Source organism: Halomonas getboli (assembly GCF_023094245.1).
GTDB classification, from domain to species: domain Bacteria; phylum Pseudomonadota; class Gammaproteobacteria; order Pseudomonadales; family Halomonadaceae; genus Halomonas; species Halomonas getboli.
In genome coordinates this window covers 114,203-130,223 of record NZ_JALMEW010000005.1, presented here as the reverse complement: position 1 = coordinate 130,223, position 16,021 = coordinate 114,203, and the positions used below count along the sequence as shown (strand labels likewise).

Annotated in this window: 15 protein-coding genes; 4 read left to right on the top strand and 11 right to left on the bottom strand. The window is 69.3% G+C overall.

The annotated features are described in order from the left end of the window. Positions 1–60: 60 nt before the first annotated feature. The 4 genes from MYL53_RS11810 to MYL53_RS11795 form a co-directional block, all read right to left on the bottom strand. On the bottom strand, positions 61–498 hold the full coding sequence (locus tag MYL53_RS11810) for a DUF4399 domain-containing protein (protein ID WP_247854157.1): 438 nt from the start codon (positions 496–498) through the stop codon (positions 61–63). 131 nt (positions 499–629) lie between these two features. Next, on the bottom strand, positions 630–3,665 hold the full coding sequence (locus tag MYL53_RS11805) for a putative bifunctional diguanylate cyclase/phosphodiesterase (protein WP_247854156.1): 3,036 nt from the start codon (positions 3,663–3,665) through the stop codon (positions 630–632). Position 3,666: 1 nt separating this feature from the next. Further along, positions 3,667–4,812, bottom strand: a complete 1,146-nt coding sequence (locus MYL53_RS11800; protein ID WP_247854155.1) for a substrate-binding domain-containing protein — start codon at positions 4,810–4,812, stop codon at positions 3,667–3,669. Positions 4,813–4,989: 177 nt separating this feature from the next. Beyond that, positions 4,990–5,607 (bottom strand): LysE/ArgO family amino acid transporter, encoded by a 618-nt coding sequence (locus tag MYL53_RS11795; protein ID WP_247854154.1) that lies wholly within the window; start codon positions 5,605–5,607, stop codon positions 4,990–4,992. Positions 5,608–5,733: 126 nt separating this feature from the next. Between MYL53_RS11795 and MYL53_RS11790 the strand changes: the two genes are divergently transcribed. Continuing rightward, positions 5,734–6,603: a LysR family transcriptional regulator ArgP gene (locus tag MYL53_RS11790; protein ID WP_247854153.1), complete on the top strand. Its 870-nt coding sequence runs from the start codon at positions 5,734–5,736 to the stop codon at positions 6,601–6,603. A gap of 98 nt (positions 6,604–6,701) precedes the next feature. After that, on the top strand, positions 6,702–7,022 hold the full coding sequence (locus MYL53_RS11785; RefSeq protein WP_247854152.1) for a hypothetical protein: 321 nt from the start codon (positions 6,702–6,704) through the stop codon (positions 7,020–7,022). A gap of 253 nt (positions 7,023–7,275) precedes the next feature. Here the strand turns inward: MYL53_RS11785 and MYL53_RS11780 are convergent, their stop codons facing one another. Further along, positions 7,276–8,151 (bottom strand): PhzF family phenazine biosynthesis protein, encoded by an 876-nt coding sequence (locus MYL53_RS11780; RefSeq protein WP_247854151.1) that lies wholly within the window; start codon positions 8,149–8,151, stop codon positions 7,276–7,278. A gap of 74 nt (positions 8,152–8,225) precedes the next feature. Next, positions 8,226–8,795, bottom strand: a complete 570-nt coding sequence (locus tag MYL53_RS11775) for a hypothetical protein (RefSeq protein WP_247854150.1) — start codon at positions 8,793–8,795, stop codon at positions 8,226–8,228. Between the two features lie 217 nt (positions 8,796–9,012). Between MYL53_RS11775 and MYL53_RS11770 the strand changes: the two genes are divergently transcribed. Together MYL53_RS11770 and MYL53_RS11765 are read left to right on the top strand one after the other, a co-directional pair. Beyond that, complete coding sequence (locus MYL53_RS11770; protein ID WP_247854149.1) at positions 9,013–9,900, top strand: S66 peptidase family protein; 888 nt, start codon at positions 9,013–9,015, stop codon at positions 9,898–9,900. A 227-nt stretch (positions 9,901–10,127) separates the two neighbouring features. Continuing rightward, complete coding sequence (locus MYL53_RS11765) at positions 10,128–10,334, top strand: cold-shock protein (RefSeq protein ID WP_016853567.1); 207 nt, start codon at positions 10,128–10,130, stop codon at positions 10,332–10,334. Between the two features lie 190 nt (positions 10,335–10,524). Here the strand turns inward: MYL53_RS11765 and MYL53_RS11760 are convergent, their stop codons facing one another. From MYL53_RS11760 to bla, 5 genes are all read right to left on the bottom strand, one after another. Continuing rightward, on the bottom strand, positions 10,525–11,808 hold the full coding sequence (locus tag MYL53_RS11760) for a dicarboxylate/amino acid:cation symporter (protein WP_247854148.1): 1,284 nt from the start codon (positions 11,806–11,808) through the stop codon (positions 10,525–10,527). 72 nt (positions 11,809–11,880) lie between these two features. After that, positions 11,881–12,750, bottom strand: coding sequence for a glutathione-dependent disulfide-bond oxidoreductase (gene yghU, locus MYL53_RS11755; protein ID WP_247854147.1), 870 nt, complete (start codon positions 12,748–12,750; stop codon positions 11,881–11,883). 194 nt (positions 12,751–12,944) lie between these two features. After that, positions 12,945–13,931, bottom strand: a complete 987-nt coding sequence (hemB, locus tag MYL53_RS11750) for a porphobilinogen synthase (RefSeq protein WP_247854146.1) — start codon at positions 13,929–13,931, stop codon at positions 12,945–12,947. Between the two features lie 164 nt (positions 13,932–14,095). Further along, complete coding sequence (locus MYL53_RS11745; protein WP_247854145.1) at positions 14,096–14,947, bottom strand: putative RNA methyltransferase; 852 nt, start codon at positions 14,945–14,947, stop codon at positions 14,096–14,098. A gap of 118 nt (positions 14,948–15,065) precedes the next feature. Continuing rightward, complete coding sequence (gene bla / locus MYL53_RS11740) at positions 15,066–15,965, bottom strand: class A beta-lactamase (protein WP_247854144.1); 900 nt, start codon at positions 15,963–15,965, stop codon at positions 15,066–15,068. Positions 15,966–16,021: the final 56 nt, after the last annotated feature.

Below are 16,021 nucleotides of genomic sequence, written 5' to 3'. Positions count from 1 at the left end.
CAGCGGAAAGTTGCCGGCCCCGGGGCAAGTGAAAAGCGCGTCGCGCGCCCTCGCCGCCGTCTACTCCACGTGAACGGTGATGGGCTTCGAGGCCACGACCGGTTCGAAGCTCAGGTGGCGATAGTCGAGGAACAGCAGCTGCAGGGTATGGTCGCCGGGGGGCAGCCCCAGGGTGGCCTGAGTCTGGCCGCCGCCGAAGTGGCGGGTCTGCTCGGTGGAAGGCAGCGGCGCGGAGAGATCCACCTCGTCGAGGGGCGTGTCGATCAGCAGGTGGTGATGGCCGGTGTTCTCGCCCTCGGTGCCCGCCGGGGCCACCCCCATGCCCTTGAGCCCCATGCGCACGGTGACGGGGCCGCTGACGGTGGCGCCGTCTTCAGGCGTGATGAAGTAGACCTCGACATCCGAGGGCGCGGCGATGGGCTCCATCGCGTCCTGGGCGATGGCCGGTGACGCAACGATGGCCAGCGAGACGGCACATCCGGCAAGCAAATGACGCATGACGATACCTCGATAGAAGAAAGACAGAAGGAATGGAGTGTCGGGACGGTCCTTCGCCCGATGCCTGCCGGGCACGGCCATCCGCGAGCGTGACGGCTTCAGTGTAGCAATCCCTCGTCACCGGCCCGCAATCACGAACGTGGGGCAAAATCCCCGCCGCCCAGCGCCTCGCGCAGCCGTTCCGGCGCCTGGGGACGGCCGAGCAGGAAGCCCTGCAGCTCGTCGCAGCCGCGCTGCGCCAGGAAGCGCCGCTGGGCCTCGGTCTCGACGCCCTCGGCCAGCACCCGGAAGCCGAGCGCATGGGCCATGTCGATGATCGCCGTCAGCAGGGTCTCGTCATCCTCGTCGCCGGGCACGTCGGCGAGGAAGCAGCGGTCGATCTTGAGCAACTCCACCGGCAGCCGCTTGAGGTAGGTCAGCGAGGAGTAGCCGGTGCCGAAGTCGTCGATCGCCAGCCGCACGCCCATGGCGCGGATCTGATGGAGCACCGGCAGCACCCGGTCGATGTTGTCCATGACGTGGGTCTCGGTGAGTTCCAGCTCCAGCAATCGCGGGGGCAGCCCGGCATCCTGGAGGGCGTCGTGGATGTCACGGATCAGCTCGGCCGCGTGCAGCTGGCGCGGCGAGAGATTGACCGACACCGGCATCGCCGACCCGCTGGCGGCCCAGGTCGCCGCCTCGCGGCACGCCTCGACGAGCACGAAATGCCCCAGCTCGACGATCAGTTCGGAGTGTTCGGCGAGCGGAATGAACACCCCGGGCGACACCTCACCGTGCAACGGGCTGTGCCAGCGCAGCAGCGCCTCCGCCCCCACCATGCGGCGCCCGGCGATGTCGAAGCGCGGCTGATAGTGCACCCGCAGCTCGCCGTTGAGCCGCGCCTGGCGCAGCCCGGTCTCGAGCCGCAGCCGCTGCTGGTGACGCTCGTCGATGGCCGTCTCGAAGAGCACCGCCTGCTGGCGCCCCTGGGCCTTGGCCTCGTACATCGCCTGGTCGGCGTTGCGAATCAGCATCTCGGAGGTGTGGCCATGCCGACCGGCCAGGGTGATGCCCACGCTGGCGTTGGAGAAGCAGCGCGCCACCCCCAGCTCGTAGGGGGCGCTCAACGCGCCAATGATTCGCTGGGCGATCGCCCGGGCCGCGCCCTCCTGGCTGATGCCACGCACCAGCACCGAGAACTCGTCGCCGCCGAAGCGGGCCACCGTATCGCGCGCCTGCACGCAGGAACACAGGCGCTTCGCCGCCTGACGAAGCAGCTCATCGCCGATCGAATGCCCGTAGCGGTCGTTGACGTCCTTGAAGCGGTCCAGATCGATGAACAGCACCGCGACCGAGACCTCCTCCTGCAGGGCCTCGTCGAGCTCCAGCGTGAACAGGCTGCGATTGGCCAGCCCGGTCAGGGCGTCATACCAGGCCAGCCGCTCGAGGCGCTGCTCGGCCACCTTGAGCGAGGAGATATCGCTGAACAGCAGCATCTGCCGCCGCCCCTCCTCGCCGGACGGCAGCGGCGCGGCCGACACCAGCACCGGCAGGCGGGCACCGTCGGCGCGCTCGAACTCGCACTGGCCCTGCCAGCGCTCTCCGTCGGCCAGCGCGCGTTCGGCCTCCGGGTAGCGCTGCAGGAACTCGCGGATCACGATGCTGGCGCGCACCGGCGGCCGACCGCTCATCTCGGCGAAGGCGCGATTGGAGAGCAGCGCGCGCCGCTGGGCGTCGAGCACCACGATCGCCACCCCCGTCTCGGCGAACACCTGCTGGGACAGCAGCAGCTGCTCCTGGGTATGGCGCAGGTCGGTCACGTCCGCGGCCACGCCACCGATCAGATAGATCCGCCCTCGGTCGTCGCGGATCGGGAACTTGGTGACCTGATAGTGGCGCACGCCTTCCGGCGTCACGAGCGTCATGTGATGCTTGATCGGCGCATCGGTCGCGATCAGGCGCCGGTCCGTCTCTCGCGCCCGAGCGCTCGTCGCCGCGTCCAGACAGTCGGTGACGCACTTTCCGACGACCGTCGCCGGCGTCGCGTGCAGCGCCCAGGCATAGCGCTCGTTAACCAGCTCGTAGCGCCCTTCCAGGTCGCGGACGAAGATCAGGTCCGGGGCGTGCTGGATGATCCCGTCCAGATACTTGTCGCGCTCGCGGATGCGCTGGAGCATGGCCTCGAAGGCCTGCCCCACGCGATTGAACTCCTCGAAACGCCCGCCCCGGAACGGCATCGGCGTGCCGCTCTCCGGCACCGCCTCGGCGTAGCGCACCAGCTCGTCGAGGGAGCGCATGGTCAGCCGCCGCAGCAGCAGCATCAGGCCGACGCCGACCGCCGCCACCAGCAGTGCCGCGAAGAGCAGCGCCCTGATGAAGCTGTCGCGCAGCGCCAGCAGCCCGTCGTCGGGCAGCAGCAATCCGACCCGATAGGCGTCGCTGCCGCCGACCCGGAAACGATGCGCATGCCAGGTGCCCTCGGCGGAGAGGGCGGCCGGCTGCTGCGTCGCACTCATCGCGACCGCCGACGCCGTCGTCGGGGCGCCCGACGGGCGGGCATCCAGCAGCCGCCGATCGTGATACAGCAGGGTCGCCCGGGCGCCGAACAGCCGGTGCAGCTCGTCGGTGATCCAGACGCCATCGTCGAGCAGCACATACGCGCTCAGGCGGCCGACCACTCGCCCCAGCGAGGGCTCGAGAATCGGCAGGGTCAGACGCAGCAGGCTGTAAGGCACGCCCTCCCAGCGCGTCTCCAGGCTGGCCCAGGTTTCCACGGGCGTGGCGGCATGGCTCAGCGCCGCCAGCGGCAACGCCGGTGCCAGCCGGCTCGCCCCGATGGGCTCGCCGACGCCCTGCCGCTCGATCTTCAAGGCATCGAGATGTTCGCCCCGGGCGTCGGCCAGCCCGCGCTCGAGCATCGCCACCAGGCGCGCATCATCGCCCGCTTCCAGCGCCTCGAGCAGTGCCGGCGTCTCGGCCAGGGCGTGGACATAGCGGCTCAGGTCCTCGAAGCGCACCGAGATCATCCGGTCGAGGATCCGCTGATGCTGGGCATGCCACTGGTCGGCGCTCCCGCGCAGGGCCTCGCGGGCGCCGACATAGGCCGTGCCCAGCAGGGTCACGGCCACCGCCGTCAGCAGCGCCAGCAGCAGGAGCAGCAGCCACCGCGAGAAGCGCCAGGTGCCCACCTCATGGTTCCTCCCTTTCCGCGTCCGGAACGCCGCTCAGCCGGAAGGCACGCCGCTCCAGTTCGGCGATCTCCTCCGCCGGCGTGTCGCGGGTGACCAGGGCGATATCGCCGGCAAAGATCCTCGGCACCCGGGACGCCTGACCGAGCAGCACCATGCGCATCGCCTCGGCCATGGCCACGCCGTTGTCGTCGTTGATGCGCATGGCGGTCACGTCCAGGCCACCGTCCTTCAGCGCCGCGAGCTCGGCCGCGCCGCCGCCCCAGCCGTTGAGCAGCACGTCCATGCGATCGGTCTCGCGCAGCGCCCGCAGCGCCGCCAGCGCCACATCGGTGGAGCCGGCGAAGATCATCTTCAGGTCGGGGTGCGCTTCCAGGGTCTGCAGGGTGGCCCGATAGGCCTGCTCCGGGTCGCCATCGGTGTGGTAGCTGGCGACCTCCTCCAGCTCGGGGTAGCGCGCTGCCATGCGCGAGAAGGTACCGCCGCGCATGCGGCTGACGTAGCCGGACGAGAAGTGCAGCGTCATGTACTTGCCTCGATAGCCGGCCCGTTCGAGCATCCAGTCGGCGATCAGGCGCGTGCCCTGCACGTGATCGAAGCCGACATAGAGAAAGGGCGGGTCGCTCTCCCAGTCGGCCAGCGGCGTGGTGATGTTCTGCAGGATCAGGCGCGGGCGACCCAGCGCCAGTACCCGCTCGATCATGTGCAGCTGGGGCACGCTATCCAGGGTGAAGACCAGATAGTCCGGCCGCCACTGCAGGGCCATGGCCAGCTGCCGGGCCTGCAGGTCCACGTCCACCGTGGGCCGCGAGAGATAGACCTTCAGCCGGTACGGCAGGCCCAGCGCACGCAGCCGCGCCTCCAGGGCATCCAGGCTGCGCTGCCAGTAGTCGGACGCCTGCAGGGCGGGATAGATGACGGCGATGCGAATCGTGCTGCGCGGCGGGGACGTCAGCGGCAGGGCCGGCGCCTGGACCCGCCCCATGAAGTCCGCCATCAGCGCCTGCTGTTCCGGGTGTCGGTCGATGTAGTCATCGACGAGGATAGTATCGTGCGACGTCCCTGCGGCCGCGCCCGACGCAGTGGCCATCCCTAGCAGCACGACCAGCAGCCCGGCGAACCGGACGATCGATTGGCATCCGGCCATCTTCGATCCCTTGTTGTATTACCGCCCTCGCCCGCGTTCCCGATCGGGCCACCAGCTGGTCACTGTAGCGCATGACGCGGGGCGGTGGCGACGCACCAGGGATGCGCAACGTCGCCGAACCGGTCGCCTTATGCTTTTAAGATATCTCTAATTCAATGATGGAGCGCGTGGTTGGCGTCAGGCCATGGCGCCCGGCGGCGCCACGGCCAGCTGCAGGGCGATGGCGCCCATCATCAGGCCGATGGCGCCGTCGATGCCGCGCCAGGCCAGCGGCCGCGACAGCCACGGCGAGAGCAGCGCCCCGCCCCAGGCCAGCAGGCTGAACCACAGGATCGAGGCGCTGCCGGCGCCAACCACGAAGGCTGCGGCACTGTCCTGCTGGGCGCCGATGGAGGGAATCAGCAGCAGGGTGTCGAGATAGACCTGGGGATTGAGCACCGTCACCGCCAGCGTCGCCAGCAGCACCCGGACGAGGCCGGTGTCACGGGCCTGATCCGCCGCCAGGCCGGCGCGACCGGCGACGGCGCGATACAGCGCCTGGGCGGCCAGCCAGCCGAGGAAGGCCACGCCCAGCCAGCGCAGCGCCGCCAGGGTGCCGGGAAACGCCAGCAGCAGCGCGCTCATGCCGAACATGCCCGCGGTCAGCAGCAGCAGGTCGGTGCTCATGCACAGCCCCGCCGACCACCAGTGATAGCGACGCCGTACGGCCAGCCCCAGCACGTAGGCGTTTTGTGCGCCGATGGCGACGATGATCCCGCCGCACACCACCAGCCCGGCCAGATAGCTCTCCAGCATCGATCCTCCCGATCGTCCCCGGTACATGGCACGGCACCGGGCGATCCCGGGCCGTCGAGAGCGCCAGACTAGCCGCGGATCGCTATACTGAAAAATCATCTTCCTAATGCTGCATCAGTTCTGCTTATGATCGACTACAAGCTGCTCGAGGCGCTGGCCACGGTGATCGAGACCGGCGGCTTCGAGCGCGCCGGCGAGGCGCTGGGGCTGTCCCAGTCGGCGGTCTCGCAGCGCATCAAGGCGCTGGAGATCCGCCTCGGCCAGCCGGTGCTGATCCGCCATCCGCAGCTCGCGCCCACCCCGGCGGGCCGGCGGCTGCTCAACCACTACCAGCAGGTGCAGCTGCTAGAGCGCGACCTGCGCACCGCCCTGCCGACCCTGGATGCCGCCTCGCCGCGGCTGCGCATCGCCATCAACGCCGACAGCCTGGCCACCTGGTGGGCCGAGACCGTCGCCGCGCTGTGCCGCGAGGAAGGGCTGCTGCTCGATCTGGTCATCGAGGACCAGGACGTGGGCCTCAAGCGGCTGCGCGACGGCGAGGTGGCGGCCTGCCTGTGCGCCAGCGACCAGCCCATCGCCGGCGCCCGCTGCGTGCCGCTGGGCACCATGGTCTATCACCCCTACGCCACGCCGGCCTACATCGAGCGCCACTTCCCCAACGGCCCCAACGAGACGGCCTTCCGCCACGCCCCGGCGATCGTCTACGGCCCCCACGATCAGCTGCAGCACCGCTTCCTGGCCCAGTGTGGCTATCACGGCCCCTTCCCCCACCACCTCTGCCCGTCGTCGGAGGGGTTCGTGCGCATGACCAGCGCCGGCATCGGCTACGGCATGATGCCGCGGCGCCAGGTGGCCGAGCTGGAGGACGCCGGCCGCCTGGCCAGCCTGGCGCCGTCGCACTGCCTCGAGGTGCCGCTCTACTGGCACTTCTGGCGCCACAGCGGGGCGCTGCTGGAACGACTGACGAGCGCACTGGGCAAGGTGCAACTAACCTGAGCAGACGGTGCCCGGCCTCGAGCCGGCCGCCGTGTTTCCCCACCGACGGAGCCTGCCCCACGATCGATCATTCATTCCAAGCCGATAAGGAGGTTCGCATGAAGGTCTACAAGCCCGAATGGCGCTGCACCCTGAGCGTGACCGAAGGCGCGGAAGCATCGGCCAGCTGGAAGACCCGCCTCGCCTGGCGAATCCGCCGGCTGGCCGACCGCCTGGACGGCGGTGGAAGAACGATCAAGCTCCACTGTCATACCGAGCCCAGGGTGGCGCGGGAAGACATCGACGACTGCCTCGGCAAGGGCTTTCTCATGGCCCAGGGACTGTTGACCGAGCTCACTCACCAGGCCGCCTGCGAGGACATCATGCGCGATGCCAAGGCGGAACTGTTCGAGCAAGAGGCCGCCGGCCCCAAGCCCTGACCGCGCCTCGCCATCCCGCTGCCCGGCGGGATGGCGAGCGGTCATCGAATTATCGTGCTGCATTGCAACAAAACGCACTACACTGACGGTATCTCCCCCGAGAGGAGCGCCGAGATGCCGTCCACCAACGTGATCTTCGACCGCTACGTGCTGAAGTGCTGGGCCGAGGCCGCCCGCCACCGGACGCTTGCCCTGGAGGCCATCGCGGCCTATCTCGGCTGACGTCTTCGTCGCCGCCCTCCCTCGTAAGCGCTCACCAACCCGCTGTCACGCCCATGCCGGCGACCTGTGCCGGTGCGAGGTCGACGGCGGTGCCGCTCACCTCGATGCCCCCGGTGGCTGGAATCGCCACCTCGAGGCGGCTCGGGCGCCCCATGGCCTCGCCCTGCAGGAGGGTCAGGCGCGCGGGCGCCGCGAGCAGCCCGGCATCGCGCAGATAGCCGCCCAATGCCGCCGCCGCAGCGCCGGTGGCCGGATCCTCCACCACGCCTCCCACCGGAAACGGGTCTCGAGCGTGATAACGCGTCGGGCTCTCCCGCCACACCAGCTGCAGGGTCGTGAGCCCTCGCTCCTGCATCAGCGCCCGAAGCGCGGGGAAGTCGTAGTCGAGCCGATCGAGGCGCGACGGCTCTGCCGCCGCCAGCACCAGATGCCAGACCCCGGCATAGGCCAGCATCGGCGGCAGCGAGACGTCCAGCTCCGCGGCGTCCCAGCCGAGGCAGTCGAGCACCTCGTTGACCAGGGCCGCTTCCGCGGGGCGCTGCTCGGGCGTCACCGACCTCAAGGCGGCGTGCCACTCGCCATCCTGCTGCGACACCGTGACCGGCACCTCGCCGATCGCCGTTTCCAGCGTGTAAGTGCCCGCCCCGCCCAGACGCCCCAGCATGACGCCGGCGGCGATGGTGGCGTGGCCGCAGAAATCGATCTCGACCCGCGGGCTGTAGTAGCGCACGGTGCGATGTGCCCCCGAGAGCGGCGCGACGAAGGCGGTCTCGGAGTAGCCGACCTCGGTGGCAATGCGCTGCATGGTGGCCGGATCGGGCAGCGACTCACCCATCCAGACACCGGCGGGATTGCCGCCATGTGGATCGGTCGTGAAGGCGGAAAGGCGATAGAGGGTACCGGTCATGGGACGTCATCTCCTGTGAAAGGGGCCGAAGCGGGCATCGTCCGTGATGCCCGATGCCAGCGCTGGCAGCGATGCTATTCCATGCCCTGTTCCACCGGCCGCGCCCCCATCGGCACCATCAGGTGCTGATAGTCGGTGCCCTTCCACATCAGATAGGGCCCTCCGCTGTCGGGGTCGGTGGGGAAGGCGTCCAGCAGCCCCGGCGGCGCGACGATCATCAGGTGCGGCCCTTCGACCACCCACTGATTGTCATCGGTGGCTTCCATGGCGAAGGGGTCGAGATTGCTGGCCCCCGCATCGCCCGCCAGCATGTAGGCGATGCCCAGGCGATCCGCCGTGAAAGGCTCCTTGTTCTGCCAGGCCTTGGCCCAGGCCATCCAGACTTCATCCAGGCACATGGGGGCATTGCCGGCCATGTCCTGGGGCGACGGCAGGCAGGTATAGCCGTTGTCGCCCTCCTGCAGCCCCTTGCCCTCCCAGTCGATCACGGTGGCGCCTTCGACCATGCCCGGCCAGGCGGCGCTCAGGGCATCCTCCCGCTGGCTCATCGAGGCTCCTTCCTCGGCCGACACGACGCTGGCGGCGGCAGCCACGCCCGCCACGGCCAGCGCCATCCACGCGCGCTTCGATATTGCCGTCGTCATCCGCTTATCCTCCCCTCCGCTGAACCGAACGCGCAGCGTGCTTCGCTGCCTTCTCAGTCAAGCCAAGGGCGCTGCGGCGAGCCACCTGAGACGCCCCCGCCGCGACGGATGGGCCATATCAATCGAAGGCATGACGCGCGCCATCGCCACCGCGTGACAGCCGGCCGCATCCCGCCGACAATGCCGGGCTGCGCCCTTCGTTCACGTGGAGTCGTCCATGCCGCTCGCCGTCAGCCTCATCGCCCCCTCTTCCTTCACCGCGCCCGAGGCCATCGACGCCGGCATTCGCGGCCTGGAGGCGCTGGGCGTGGAGGTGCGCGTCGAGGAGCCGCTGCAGGCGCCCGAGCGCTACCTGGCCGGCAGCCGTGCGCATCGCCTGGCCCGACTGCACGCCGCCTTCGACGCCCCCGAGACCCGGGCGGTATGGGCGGTGCGCGGCGGCTACGGCGCCGCCCAGCTGATCGACGGCATCGACTGGGCGCGCCTGGCGCGGTCGAACAAGCCGCTGATCGGCTACTCCGACGTGACCGTGCTGCTCGACCACTGCCACCGCCACGGCGTGCCGGCGATCCACGGCCCGGTGGCCAAGGCGGCGGCCGGCGCGCTCGACGGCGGGGGCGACGAGCGGGACATCGTGCGCCGCCAGTTCGAGGAGACCCTGGCGCTGATCGCCGGGCCGACCACCCTCGACTATCCCATCGCGCCCTGGGCGGACGCCCCGCCCCGCCTCGAGGGCCCGGTCACCGGCGGCAACCTCGCCACCCTCGCCAGCCTGATCGGCACCCCCGCCGGCTTTCGCGCCCCGCCCGGCTCGCTGGTGATCCTCGAGGACGTGGGCGAGCCCTACTACCGCCTGGAACGCGCCCTATGGCAGCTGGTGCACGGCGGCGCCCTGGACCGGGCCGCCGCCGTGTGCCTGGGCACCTTCGAGGGCTGCCGGCCCTACGGCGACACGCCGCTCGAGGCCATCGTCGCCGAGACCCTGGCGCCGCTCGGGCTGCCGCTCTACACCGGCCTGCCCAGCGGCCACGGCCTGCACAACCGCCCCTGGCGCTACGGCGCCGCCGGGCGCATCGAGGGCGGCCGCCTGACCATCCCGGCATGAGCCCTGACGAGGCCGTCGGCAGAGGATTCAGAAAATTAGTACCAAAAAGTCTTTGACCCGGACGGGCCGGCGTGACACTGTGTCGCCAGTTGGTGAACAAGCAGCATGGTTCCAGAAGCATTCGATTCTTTTCGACCGCCTGTAATTGTATTTCTTGTTGTACCCGCTACTGATCCTGGGTAATACCAGAAACTTTACAAGGCGCTTTGCGCGAAGAGGATATTTTCATGGCTACTGGTACCGTCAAGTGGTTCAACGATTCCAAGGGTTTCGGCTTCATTTCTCCGTCCGACGGCAGCGATGACGTGTTCGCCCACTTCTCCGAAATTCAGGCTGAAGGCTTCAAGTCCCTGCAGGAAGGCCAGCAGGTCTCCTTCGACGTGACTCAGGGCAAGAAGGGCCTCCAGGCCTCCAACATCAAGGCCATCGACTGATCCTCGGATCGCGATGACCCGGCGAGCCTCCCCGGCTCGCCGAGAAAGGGCCCGCTTCGGCGGGCCCTTTTGCGTTCCGGCTCAGCCTCCCCGCTGCCACCCTCGGGGCAATGACCTACGCCGGACGCAGAACGCAAAAAAACCCGCCGACTGGCGGGTTTTTGCGTCTCGGCAGGCGGCCGCATCTCGCTCAGGCGCGGGCGCCCTGCGCGGCGGTCTCGCTGTCGTCGACGGGCCGCTCGCTCAGGCGCTCGCCCTCGCTGCGGCCGATCACGGCGGTACCGACCAGGTCGCCGGTGACGTTCAGCGCCGTGCAGCCCATGCCGACCAGGGCGTCGATGGCGGTCAGCAGCGCCACGGCCTCGATCGGCAGGCCGACCTGGGAGAACACCGTGGCGATCATCACGATGCCCGCCCCCGGCACCCCGGCGGTGCCCACCGAGATCAGCGTGCCGACCACCACGATCTGCGCCATGCTGGCCAGATCCAGCGGCGCGCCGGCCACGTTGGCGGCGAACACCGCCGAGATGGCGATGCGGATCGCCGCGCCGTCCATGTTCAGCGTCGCGCCCAGCGGCAGGCTGAAGCCGTAGAGCCCGCGGGACAGCCCCAGGCGGCGCGCGGCGTCCAGGGTCAGCGGCAGCGTGCCGGAACTGCTCTGGGTGGCGAAGGCGGTGGCCATCGGCGTGCGCGCCTCGCGGAAGAAGTGGCGCGCCTTCACCCCGAAGCCCTTGAGCAGCCCGAGATAGACCAGCAGCTGCACGCCCAGCGCCACGTAGAGCACCACCACCATGTCGCCGAGCGACAGCAGCGTGCCCACGCCCTGCTTCGCCACGGTGCCGGCGACGATGGCGAACACGCCGATCGGCACCACGTGCAGGATGCCGCTCATCACCTTGAGCGTGGCGGCGTTGAGCGCCTCGATCAGGCCGTGCAGGCGCTCGCCCAGCTCGGCGTGGGTCTCGGACTGGCGCAGCTTGGCCACCGCCAGGCCGAACACCAGGGCGGTGAAGATGATGCCCAGCAGGTTCTGGTCGGCGAAGGCCTCGACGATATTAGTCGGCACGATCCCCAGCAGCACCGAGAGGATGCCGGGATTCTCCGGCACCGACACCGAACCGGCGCCCTCGAGCGTCATGCCCTCGCCCGGCGACAGCAGGCTGGCCACGGCCAGGCCGACGACGATCGCCAGCGCCGAGGTCACCAGATAGTAGAGAAACACCTTGCGCCCGATGCGCCCCAGGCTGCCGTCGCGGCCCTGGTTGACGCCGGACATCAGGGTGAACAGCACGATCGGCAGGATGATGAACTTCAACAGCCGCATCAGCAGCTCGCCGAGCGGGGCCAGCGCCTGGCCGACGGCCGGGCCGCCGATCAGGCCAACCGCGGCGCCCAGCACCAGCGCGAGGGTGACGCGCAGGATCAGCGAGCTGTCGCAATAGCCGCGCCACAGGGGAGACAGGAAAGTGGACATCTTGACCTCTTCGGAAACGATAAGCGCCGCGGACCTTAGGCCCACGGCGCTCTGTGTGCAAAGACCAGATGGTTAGGAGCTTATAACGTCCTGCGTCTTGTGCTGGAAGTCGCTGGCGTCGTGGCGCTCGTGCAGCTGCGTCTCCGGCTCGCCGAAGGTGCGGTTGACCATGCGGCCGCGCTGCACCGCCGGGCGGGCATCGATCTCCTTGGCCCAGCGCACCACGTGCTCGTACTCGTGCACGCTCAGGAACTCGGCGGCGTCGTACAGGCGGCCCAGCACCAGCTGGCCGTACCACGACCAGACGGCCATGTCGGCGATGGTGTACTCGTCGCCAGCCAGATAGGGCGACTCGGCCAGGCGGCGGTTCAGCACGTCGAGCTGGCGCTTGGTCTCCATGGCGTAGCGGTCGATCGGGTACTCCAGCTTCTCCGGCGCGTAGGCGTAGAAGTGGCCGAAACCGCCGCCGAGGAAGGGCGCGCTGCCCATCTGCCAGAACAGCCAGTTCATGGTCTCGGTGCGTCCTTTGAGGTCGCCCGGCAGGAACTCGCCGAAGCGCTCGGCCAGGTAGAGCATGATCGAACCGGACTCGAACACCCGGATCGGCTCGGCCGGGCCATGATCGACCAGCGCCGGGATCTTCGAGTTCGGGTTGGCCTCGACGAAGCCGCTGCCGAACTGGTCGCCGTCGCCGATTCGGATCAGCCAGGCGTCGTACTCGGCGTCCTGATAGCCCAGCTCGAGCAGCTCCTCGAACAGCACCGTGACCTTCACCCCGTTGGGTGTGCCCATGGAGTAGAGCTGGAACGGATGCTTCCCGACCGGCAGCGCCTTGTCGTGGGTCGGCCCGGCGATGGGGCGATTGACGCTGGCGAAGGTACCGCCGCTGGCCTTCTCCCAGCTCCATACCTTCGGCGGAACGTACTCGTTACCTTGGCTCATGGGACCTCCTGGCTATCGGATGATGGTCGTCAGACTAACACGTGGGATCACGTTAGCATCCTATCAACCCGTTAGCGCGCATCTATCGATCGCCCGCGAGGCGATGGCCGCGTCATCACGCACAAAAAAAACCACCGCCCTCTCGGGCGGTGGCTGTCATCGTCTCGGCGGCTGAACGCGGCGTTGGTCGGAGCTTATTTCCCCGCCAGCCACTCCGCGACCTGCTTGGTGTAGTAGCTGACGATCAAGTCGGCGCCGGCGCGCTTGAAGCCCACCAGGGTCTCGAACACCACCTGCTGCTCGTCCAGCGCGCCGGCCAGGGCGGCGTACTTGATGCCGGCGTATTCGCCACCGACCTGGTAGGAGGCCAGCGGCAGATCGGTGCGCTGGCGCAGGTTGGCCAGCACATCGAGGTAGGGCGTGCCCGGCTTGACCATCAGGATGTCGGCGCCCTCGTCCTCGTCCAGCAGCGTCTCGACCAGCGCCTGGCGGCCGTTGGCGATGTCCAGCTGGTAGCCCTTGCGGTCGCCCTTGAGCTCGCTGTCCACCGCGGTGCGGAAGGGGCCGTAGAACGCCGAGGAGAACTTGGCGGAATGCGCGAGGATCGACACCTGCTCGAAGCCGGCGGCGTCCAGGCCCTCGCGGATGGCGCGCACCTGGCCGTCCATCATCGCCGAGGGCGCGAGCATGTCGGCGCCGGCGCGGGCCGCGGCGACGCTCTGCTTCACCAGGTTCTCCACCGTGGCGTCGTTGCAGACGTGGCCGTCCTCGACCACGCCGCAGTGGCCGTGGCTGGTATATTCGCAGAAGCAGATGTCAGGGATGACCACCATCTCCGGGCAGGCCCGCTTGATGGTGCGGATCATGCGGGCCAGCAGGCCCTCGTCGTTCCAGGTGTCGCTGCCCAGCTCGTCCTTGTGGCGGGAGATGCCGAACGGCATCACGTAGCGCACGCCCAGCGCGGCGAGTTCCTTGATCTCGGCCTCGACCATGGCCTCCGGGTAGCGGACGATGCCCGGCATGGCGGACACGTCCTTGGGCTCGTCGATGCCTTCCTCGATGAAGATCGGATGCACCAGGTCGTTGAGGGAGAAGTCGTGCTCCCGGACCAGATCACGAATGGCCGGCGACTGCCGCAGCCGGCGGGGACGACGCAGGGGTGACACTTCGAGTTGGCTCATGTGCATGGTTCCGCTTGTCGGCCCCTCGCGGCGCGCCTCGGCGCCGCGGCAGGGCCTGGAAATGTGGGGTCAGGCATCTACGCTAACATGGCGCCCCGTTAGCGCCCTATCAACTGCGACGCTTCGCCTCACCCGGAAAAACGCTGCTCGGTGGCCGGATCGCCCTATTCTCGCACCAGCCGCGTCAGCCGCACATCCACGGTGAGGGTGAGCGAGGTCAGCGCCGCGGCCTTCTCGCGCCCCTCGGCGCTGGCGCGGTGCAGGTGCGGCGTCATCGCCAGCAGATCGGCGATGGGCTCGGCGCCCTCAAGCTCGATGGTATAGCGCAGCGCCTCGGCGGGCCGCCGCGTGAAGCCCTCGGGCGCGGCCGCATCGTCCTCGCGGGACGGCTTCAGGCTGGGGTAGATGACCTCGCGCAGCTCGCGCAGGTGATCCGGCCCGGCCTCGACCAGCAGCAGCTCGCCGCCCGGCTTCAGCACCCGGGCGAACTCCGGATAGACGGGAAAGCCGAACAGGCACAGCACGCGGTCCAGGCTCTGCGCCTGCACCGGCAAATGGGCGTTGGTGCCCACCACCCAGGTGGCGGCCTTCTCGCGCTTGGCGGCGGCCAGCACCGCCCACTTGGAGATATCCACGCCCAGCAGCGAGAGCGTGGCCGCCCCGCCCTGCTCTTCCACCATCCTGGAAAGCTCGCGCAGATAGAAGCCCTCGCCGCAGCCGGCGTCCAGGCAGTGCAGCGTGCCGCCGGCGGGCGCTTCGGCCAGCACGGCGCGGCTGACCGCCTCGGCGATGGGCCGATAGTGGCCGGCCTCGAGGAAGCGCCGCCGCGCCGCCACCATTTCCTTGCTGTCGCCGGGATCGCGGGAGCGCTTGTTCTGCACCGGCAGCAGGTGCACGTAGCCCTGGCGGGCGATATCGAAGCTGTGCCCGGCCGGGCAGCGCCAGGCGCCGTCGCGGCGCTCCAGCGGGTCGCCGTCCAGCGGGCAGGCCAGCGCCTCGAACGATGTGGTGCTCATGGGTCGCCCATCCCCTTCCTTTGCTGCGTTCATTGCGCGCGGCATGACGCGCTCAAGCCGCTGCTGTGTTCACGGTGGCGCCATCGGGGCCCGCCCGATGGCGCGCTGTGGAGCGACATTATACGCGGGCGGCCAGCCGTCCGACGGCGGCGATGGTCTCGTCGCGCTGCTCGGCGGTCGCGCTGGGCATCAGGGTATAGGCGACGGCGATCACCGCGCCGCGATCGCCCGGCCAAGCGATGCCGATGTCGTTGGCATTGCCCTCGCCATTGGTGCCGGTCTTCTCCGCGACCAGCCACGACGACGGCATGCCGGCGCGCAGCCGGGCGTCGCCGGTCTTGCCCTCGATCATCCAGGACGCGAGCTGGTGCCGCGACGACGGCGACAGGGCATCGCCCAGCAGCAGGGAGCGAAGCGTCGTCATCATCGCCAGCGGCGTGGTGGTGTCGCGCTCGTCGCCCGCGTGGTCGTGGGTGTTCAGCGCGGGCTCGACGCGGTCCAGCCGCGTGGTGTCGTCGCCGATTTCGCGCAGGAAGGCGGTGACCGCCTCGGGCCCGCCGACGCTCTCGATCAGCGCGTTGGCCGCCGCGTTGTCGCTCCAGGCGATCGCCGCCTGGCACAGCTCGGCAAGAGTGAGTCCGGGCTCGCCCAGCCGCTGCTCGGTGATCGGCGTCCAACCGACGAGATCGCCCTCCTCGATCACGATGCGGCGATCCAGCGTCTCGCGGCCCTCGTCCACTCGGGCCAGCACCGCCGCGGCGATTAAGCACTTGCAGGTGCTGTTGAACAGGAACCGCTCATGGCCGCGATGGCTCGCCACCGCGCCGGTGGCCACGTTCATCAGCGCCACGCCTACGCGGTCGTCGGCCGAACGCTCCAGCTCACCCAACTGCCGCTCGAGATCAGCCACACCGGCGGACGTGCTGGACGAGGCGGCGAACGCCGGCTGGCCCGCCGCGATCATGGCGCCGGCGGCGCTTATCGTTCCGAGGACCTGGCGGCGTGAGAGGGTCGGCATGGTGGGGCTCCTGGGCAAGATAAGCAGAATCGGATAGAGCAGAGTAGCCGGGCGGT